The following is a 6,486-nucleotide window of genomic DNA, read 5'->3' on the forward strand; positions in this document are numbered from 1 at the left end:
GTTCCGCAAGCACCCGGCCCCCGTCGCGCCGCCTCCGACTGCCGGGAGCACCACGCCTCGGGCCCCCGGCGACCCGCCGATTCTCCAGGCCGAGGCCGCCTCGGACGCGGCGGCCTGGGCGGCCGTCCGGCGGGACACGCTGCGCGACCTCCTCGCCGAGCACGGCGCTGTCACGGTCCGGGGCCTCGGTCTGCGCACCCCGGCCGACGTCGAGTCGGTCCTCCACCAGGTGGCCGACCGTCCGGCGACCGAGCGGGAGGCGTTCGCCGCCCGCGACCGCCACGCGGAGGGCGTCTACTCGTCGTCGGCGTGGCCGCCCAACCAGCCCATGTGCATGCACCACGAGCTCAGTTACGCGCTGGAGTTCCCCGGCCTGATGCTGTTCGCGTGCCTTCAGCCGCCCACCGCGGGCGGTGCCACCGCCGTGGCCGACTCGGCCGCCGTGCTGCAGGCGCTGCCGGCCGAACTCGTCGACCGGTTCGAGCGGGAAGGCTGGCTGCTCACCCGCACCTACACCAACGAGATCGGTGCCACGCTGAGCCAGTCCTTCGGCACCGAGGACCGCGACGCCATCGAGGCGTACTGCCGTGCCAACGCCATCGACTTCTCCTGGCAGCCGGACGGCTCACTGCGCACCCGGCAGCACCGACGCGCCGTGGCGCGGCACCCGGTCTCCGGCCGGCGCTGCTGGTTCAACCAGATCGCGTTCCTCAACGAGTGGACGATGGCGCCCGAAATACGGGAGTTCCTCATCGAGGAGTACGGCCCCGACGACCTCCCCTTCAACACCCGCTACGGCAACGGCGACCCCGTGCCCCGGGACGTCGTCGAGCAGATCAACAACGCCTACGACGCGCACACCGTACGCCGGGCCTGGCACTCCGGAGACCTGATGCTCGTGGACAACATCCGCACCGCGCACAGCCGGGACGCGTACGAAGGACCGCGGAACGTGGTGGTCGCCCTGGCGGACCCGGTGCGTCAGGACCACCCCGCGGCGTCGACCGGGAGGGCAGCGGCATGATCATGGTGCGTCCCGCCTCCGAGAAAGCGGCCCGGGCCGAGGTACCGGCCGTACCGTCCTTCGCCGTCATCCCCGGGACCCAGGTCAAGAGCGTCCTCGACGGACGTGAGAAGGCTGTGGTGGAGGTCGTCGAGGCGACGTACCGCCTGCACGGGGCAGGCCGTACGGTCAACCCGCCGTCCTCCTTCCTGCGCTTCCCCGACCGGCCGTCGTCGCGGATCATCGCCCTGCCCGCCTCGCTCGGCGGCGAGAGCCGGGTGGACGGCCTGAAGTGGATCTCCAGTTTTCCCGCCAACGTCGCGTCGGGCATCCCCAGGGCGTCGGCCGTGCTCATCCTCAACGACCCGACCACGGGCTACCCCTTCGCATGCCTGGAGAGCTCGATCATCAGCGCCGCCAGGACCGCCGCGTCCGCCGCTTCGGCGGCCGACCGGCTCAGCAGGGGACGACCGCGCCCCGCCCGCCTGGGGTTCGTCGGGGCCGGTCTGATCGCCCGGTACATCCACACGTACCTGGAGGGCACCGGCTGGTCCTTCGACGCCATCGGTGTGCACGACGTGTCCGCCGACAGCGCGGCGGGGTTCCGGACGTACCTGGAGCAGTCAGGAGCCGTCGGACGCGTCACCGTGCACGGCAGCGCGCGGGAGCTGATCCGCCACAGCGACCTGATCGTCTTCGCCACCGTCGCCGACCGGCCGCACATCGACGAGCCGTCGTGGTTCCGCCACAACCCGGTGGTGCTGCACGTGTCACTGCGCGACCTCGCGCCGCAGGTGCTGCTGTCGGCCACCAACCTTGTCGACGACATCGACCACTGCCTCAGGGCCGCCACCTCACCGCACCTCACGGAAAGCCTCACCGGCAACCGCGACTTCCTGCTCGGCACGCTGGACGACGTGATGGCCGGCCGGGTGACAGTGCCGGCCGACCGGCCGGTGGTGTTCTCGCCGTTCGGCCTCGGCGTGCTCGACCTCGCGGTCGGCAAGTTCGTCTACGAGGAGGTGGCACGCTCCGGCGAACTGCGGATCATCGACAACTTCTTCCATGAACTGCGCCGGTACGGCTGAGAACGGCTCACCACCCGCCGTTCGGCCGGTGTTCCGGTCACGGACTCGGAGGCCATCGTGCCCGTCATATCCGTTCCCCAAGCCTTCAACGAGGAGGATCTGTACATCGACCTGGAGCCGATGTTCGGACACCGGCTGTTCCTCAAGTGCGAGGGGTTCAACTTCGCCGGTTCGATCAAACTGAAAGCCGCGACCGAGATGGTGGAGTCCGCCGAGCGGAGCGGCATCCTGACCCGGGACTCGATCCTGGTGGAGTCCTCGTCGGGCAATCTCGGTGTGGCCCTGAGCGTGATCGCGGCGAGCAAGGGCTACCGTTTCGTCTGTGTGACCGACTCCCGCTGCAATCTCGCCACCCGGCAGATGATGGAAGCCTTCGGCAGCCAGGTGCACGTCGTCTCTCACGAACACGCCACCGGCGGTCTCCTGGGAGCGCGGCTGGAGTACGTACGCGGCCTGTGCGCCGCGGACGACCGCTATGTGTGGCTGAGCCAGTACACCAACCCCGACAACTGGAAGGCGCACTACCTCAGGACGGCGCCGGCCATCGCCCGCATCTTCCCGCAGCTGGACGTGCTGTTCATCGGGGTCGGCACCACCGGCACCCTGATGGGGTGCGCACGCTGGTTCCGGTCCTGGAACCGGCCGGTGCGGATCGTCGCCGTGGACAGCGTCGGCTCCGCCATCTTCGGCGACCCGCCAGGCCGCCGTATGATCCCCGGCCTGGGCATGAGCGTCCGGCCGCCGTTGCTCGACGAGGCGTACGTGGACGAGGCGGTGCGCGTCGAGGAGGCCGACACCATCCGTACCTGCCGGAACCTGGCGAAGCGGGGCTTTCTCTTCGGCGGGTCGACCGGCACGGTGGTCAGCGGGGCGATGAGCTGGCTGGCCCAGCACGAGACCCCAAGCCTCACGCCGGTGGCGATCGCCCCGGACCTCGGCGAGCGCTACCTCGACACGATCTACCAGACCAACTGGGTGCAAGCCCTCTACAGTGACGAGGCCCTCGTCCCGAAGGCGCCACCCGACCACGCTGTCACGGCCCGCGAGCCGAGCACGGCGAACGGCCGGGCTCGCTGACAGACATCCGCTCACCTGCCCTGAAAGACGTGCGACGAAAGGCGGCCGACCCCATGCCTCGCAGGCACCCGGCCGAGGAACCGGCGTGGGCAGCCCCACATCCGGTGCTGCCGCCCGAGCTGCTCGTCCCCGCCGTCTGGGCCCGGCCGCTGACACCACCCCGCTCCGGCCGGCCGCCACAACTGTGGCTGGCGCGGGTGGAGGTCTTGCGCGACGTCGTCGCCCCGCTTGCCGAATCGGTGCTGGACAGCGGCGAAAGGGCGAGAGCGGCGGCGCTCCGCTCGGCGGCGGACCGGGACGGTTACCGGGTCGCGCACATCGGGCTGCGACTGCTCCTCGGCGCCTACCTCGGCATCGAGCCCGCGAACGTACCGCTGGTGCGACAGCCGTGCCCCATGTGCCGGGCCCCGCACGGCCGGCCCGCCGTGCCCGGCGCCGACCTCTGCTTCTCCCTCTCCCGGAGCGGCGGGCTCTGCCTCCTCGCCTTCGCGGCCACCGCGGTCGGCGCGGACATCGAGCAGCTTCCTGCTTCCGATGTCGTCGCCGACGTCGGTGCCATACTGCATCGCCGGGAGGCCGCCGAGCTCGCCGCCTGTCCGCCGGAGCGGCGTCCCGCTGCCTTCGCCCGTGCATGGACCCGGAAGGAGGCCTACCTGAAAGGTCTCGGCACCGGACTCGGACGCGACCTCCGCCTCGACCACCTCAGCACGTCACCGCACGCACCCAGCCGGGTGCCGGGCTGGGTGATCCACGACGTCGCTGCCGGTCCGGGTCACGCGGCTGCCGTCGCGGTCGCTGAGGCACCGCCGGCGGAGCGACCACGGTGACGCCTCCTCACCTCCTCACGCGGGCACCGGGATGATGGCGAGCAGGTCGGAGGTCGGCTGGGGCGAGCCACCCGCGGGTTCGACGGTCACACAGACGGCGGTGGCCTCACCGAGCCGCCCTTCGAGGACCTGTGCCTGAGGGCCGCCCGCGGAGGACACCAGGCCGGCGGGCCGGTACCGCCCCTCGTACCCGTACCAGAGTTGGTAGACCCGGTCGTCGGTGAGGGGTGGCAGGCCCGAGGTGATGAACGCGGTCCGGCTCTGGGCCCGGGAGGCGATCACGCTGGCCGTCGCGCCGTGCGGCATCCGGATGGTACTGATCGTGGCGTCCGCGGCGGCCAGGACATCGGCGAGCGCCTCGCTGCCGCCACGGACGTCGGCGACCTGCTCGCGGGCGGTGTCCGCCTCGGAGTGCTGCCACCAGGCGACACCCCCCAGAGCCGCGGCTGCCGCCACGGACGCCGCCAGCGCCAGCGCGAGGCCCCGCTGCCGCCGGCGATGTCGCCGCGAGACGACAGACCGCTCCTGACGTACGGTCGCGATCCGTGCGAGGACACCGCGGCGCAGGTCGGCGGAGGGAGTCCGAACCTCGACGGCGCCCAGCCGGGCGGCGGTCTGCGTCACCTCGTCGGCCTCGCGCCGGCACGCCGCGCAGCTCGCCAAGTGGTTCTCGAAGGCGGCCTCCTCGTCGGGAGGCAGAGCGTGCAGTGCGTACGCGCCGACCTCGCTGCAAGGGGCGTCGGAGTCGCTCATGATCCGCCCTCCAGACACTCACGCAAGCGCTGCAGCCCCTGACGCATCCGCGACTTGATGGTCCCGACGGGAGTGGCCAGGGAATCGGCCACCTCCGCGTAGGTCAGCCCTTCGTAGTAGGCCAGTACCAGGGGCAGCCGCAGGTGCCCGGCCAGCTCGGACAGACAGCGGAAGACGACCCGGTAGTCCTCGCGAACCTCGACCTCCTCGGCCACCGCGTCGAAGGGCCGCTCATGCTCCAGGGCCGCGGTGCGCAGCTCGCGGGCCCTGCCTGCGGCGACGGACCGCACCCGGTCCACCGCCCTGCGGTGGGCGAGGGTGAGCACCCAGGCGCGGGCGGGGCCCCGCTCCGCGCGGAAGCGGGCAGCGGTACGCCACACCTCCACCATCACGTCCTGGGTCACCTCCTCCGCCTGCGCCTCGTTCCTCAGCACCCGGTAGACCAGTCCCATCACCAGCGGTGCCAGCGCGTCGTACACGCCGACGAATGCCTGCTCGTCGCCGTCGGCGGTACGGATGAGCAGCTCGTCCACCCGGGCATCGTCCGATGACCGTGTCCGCCGGACCGGCGCGTCGCTTTCCACGTCCGCGTCGTTTCCATGCTTCATGACCGCTCCTCAGCTCTGCTCGACAGTGGCCCCTCCGCGAGGAAGGCGCACCTCGTCCGGAGCCGTCCGCCTGACATATTCACCTTCCTGCCGGAGGCGACCGGGAGCACGGTGGTAAAACGGATGAAGTGGGGTGAACGAGGCCCTTACAGGTTGTTCGGAGCTGCCGCCTCCGCGGATCGACGCAAGGCCTGTCCGTCGCATGCGAAGACTTGCTCAGGAGCAATGCTCAAGACCTGTGGATCGGGCCCGGGAGGACGTACGCGGCGTTCGAGAAGACCTACGGCGCGAGTTCCCCAAAGCCGTCAAGAAGATCACCGACGACGTGGACGAGCTGCTGGCGTTCTACGACTTCCCTGCCGAGCACTGGATCCACCTGCGCACCACGAACCCCATCGAGTCCATGTTCGCCACCGTCCGCCTGCGCACGAAGGTCACCAAGAGCGCCGGCAGCGCGGCCGCCGCCCTGGCGATGGTCTTCAAGCTCGTCGAGTCCGCCCAGCAGCGGTGGCGGGCCGTGAACGCACCCCACCTCGTCGCCCTGGTCCGGGCCGGAGCCCGCTTCGAACGCGGTCAACTCGTCGAACGGGCCGAGGGTCACGCGGCCTGAAATACCTCAACTGATCCACCGGTCTTGACTATTACTCTCCTGCATGCCTCGCATGTCCATGCGCGGATGTGCAGGGGCCTGGGACTGAATGGCAGACGGCGAACCGGTGGGTGAAATCGAGCAGCAGGCGGTTGGCCGGGGAGCCGGCGAGGTCGTGGAGCGGCGCTTCGGTGAACGGGGGCTCGGGGCGTACGACGAGGCTTCCCGGGACCTGCTGGCCGTACTGGCCTCCGCGGTTGGCCAGCGCCATCGCTCCTCCATCGCCCATGGTTGTGGGCAGTGCCAAGGAGCTGCAGCATGCCGTCGGCTCCACGCCGGTGGGCGTGAACGGCGGCCGCGGTCACCAGGTCGCGCACCGCGCTTTCGAAGTCGAGTCGAAGGTCGGCGAGGTGCGGGTATTCAACCCGCACCCATATGGTTTTGTGCCTGCGGCGACGAGGTCGAACTACTGGCGACAGAGGTTGAGTTCGCGGACGCAGGCGGTGGTGTCGGTCATGGGTCGGAAAGGCTCCTGGTGTCT

Annotated in this window: 7 protein-coding genes and 1 pseudogene; 6 read left to right on the forward strand and 2 right to left on the reverse strand. The window is 70.6% G+C overall.

The window, feature by feature from the left end; translation table 11 throughout:
• The 4 genes from ACTWQJ_RS44255 to ACTWQJ_RS44270 all read left to right on the forward strand — a co-directional run.
• Window positions 1-1,024 (forward strand): TauD/TfdA family dioxygenase (locus ACTWQJ_RS44255; RefSeq protein WP_443312055.1); only part of this gene is annotated, 1,024 nt, incomplete at its 5' end.
• Complete coding sequence (gene sbnB, locus ACTWQJ_RS44260) at window positions 1,021-2,091, forward strand: 2,3-diaminopropionate biosynthesis protein SbnB (protein WP_443312056.1); 1,071 nt, start codon at window positions 1,021-1,023, stop codon at window positions 2,089-2,091. The genes ACTWQJ_RS44255 and sbnB, both read left to right, overlap by 4 nt.
• A 57-nt stretch (window positions 2,092-2,148) precedes the next feature.
• Window positions 2,149-3,168 carry a 2,3-diaminopropionate biosynthesis protein SbnA gene (gene sbnA / locus ACTWQJ_RS44265; RefSeq protein WP_443312057.1) on the forward strand — a complete coding sequence of 340 codons (1,020 nt, stop codon included), beginning with the start codon at window positions 2,149-2,151 and terminating at the stop codon, window positions 3,166-3,168.
• Window positions 3,169-3,221: 53 nt separating this feature from the next.
• The gene (locus ACTWQJ_RS44270) at window positions 3,222-3,995 is read left to right on the forward strand and encodes a 4'-phosphopantetheinyl transferase family protein (protein WP_443312058.1); all 774 of its coding nucleotides are present in this window, start codon (window positions 3,222-3,224) and stop codon (window positions 3,993-3,995) included.
• Between the two features lie 15 nt (window positions 3,996-4,010).
• Here ACTWQJ_RS44270 and ACTWQJ_RS44275 read toward each other — a convergent pair whose 3' ends face one another.
• Window positions 4,011-4,748, reverse strand: a complete 738-nt coding sequence (locus ACTWQJ_RS44275) for an anti-sigma factor domain-containing protein (RefSeq protein WP_443312059.1) — start codon at window positions 4,746-4,748, stop codon at window positions 4,011-4,013.
• Window positions 4,745-5,356 (reverse strand): ECF RNA polymerase sigma factor SigK, encoded by a 612-nt coding sequence (sigK, locus tag ACTWQJ_RS44280; protein ID WP_443312060.1) that lies wholly within the window; start codon window positions 5,354-5,356, stop codon window positions 4,745-4,747. Before sigK ends, ACTWQJ_RS44275 begins: the two co-directional genes overlap by 4 nt.
• 292 nt (window positions 5,357-5,648) lie before the next feature.
• On the opposite strand from sigK, the pseudogene ACTWQJ_RS44285 reads away from it, so the two are divergent.
• Together ACTWQJ_RS44285 and ACTWQJ_RS44290 are read left to right on the forward strand one after the other, a co-directional pair.
• A pseudogene (locus ACTWQJ_RS44285) lies at window positions 5,649-5,966 on the forward strand (transposase); the annotation flags it as partial.
• 236 nt (window positions 5,967-6,202) lie between these two features.
• Window positions 6,203-6,486 (forward strand): hypothetical protein (locus tag ACTWQJ_RS44290; RefSeq protein ID WP_443312061.1); only part of this gene is annotated, 284 nt, incomplete at its 3' end.

It is taken from the genome of Streptomyces sp. KR55 (genome assembly GCF_052245645.1).
Taxonomy (GTDB): Bacteria; Actinomycetota; Actinomycetes; order Streptomycetales; family Streptomycetaceae; genus Streptomyces; species Streptomyces flavusporus.

Bases quoted from the DNA above. Each gene is read 5' to 3' on its own strand.
- sigK (WP_443312060.1), bottom strand. From the start codon at position 5,356: ATGAAGCATGGAAACGACGCGGACGTGGAAAGCGACGCGCCGGTCCGG.
- ACTWQJ_RS44270 (WP_443312058.1), top strand. From the start codon at position 3,222: ATGCCTCGCAGGCACCCGGCCGAGGAACCGGCGTGGGCAGCCCCACAT.
- ACTWQJ_RS44275 (WP_443312059.1), bottom strand. From the start codon at position 4,748: ATGAGCGACTCCGACGCCCCTTGCAGCGAGGTCGGCGCGTACGCACTG.
- sbnB (WP_443312056.1), top strand. From the start codon at position 1,021: ATGATCATGGTGCGTCCCGCCTCCGAGAAAGCGGCCCGGGCCGAGGTA.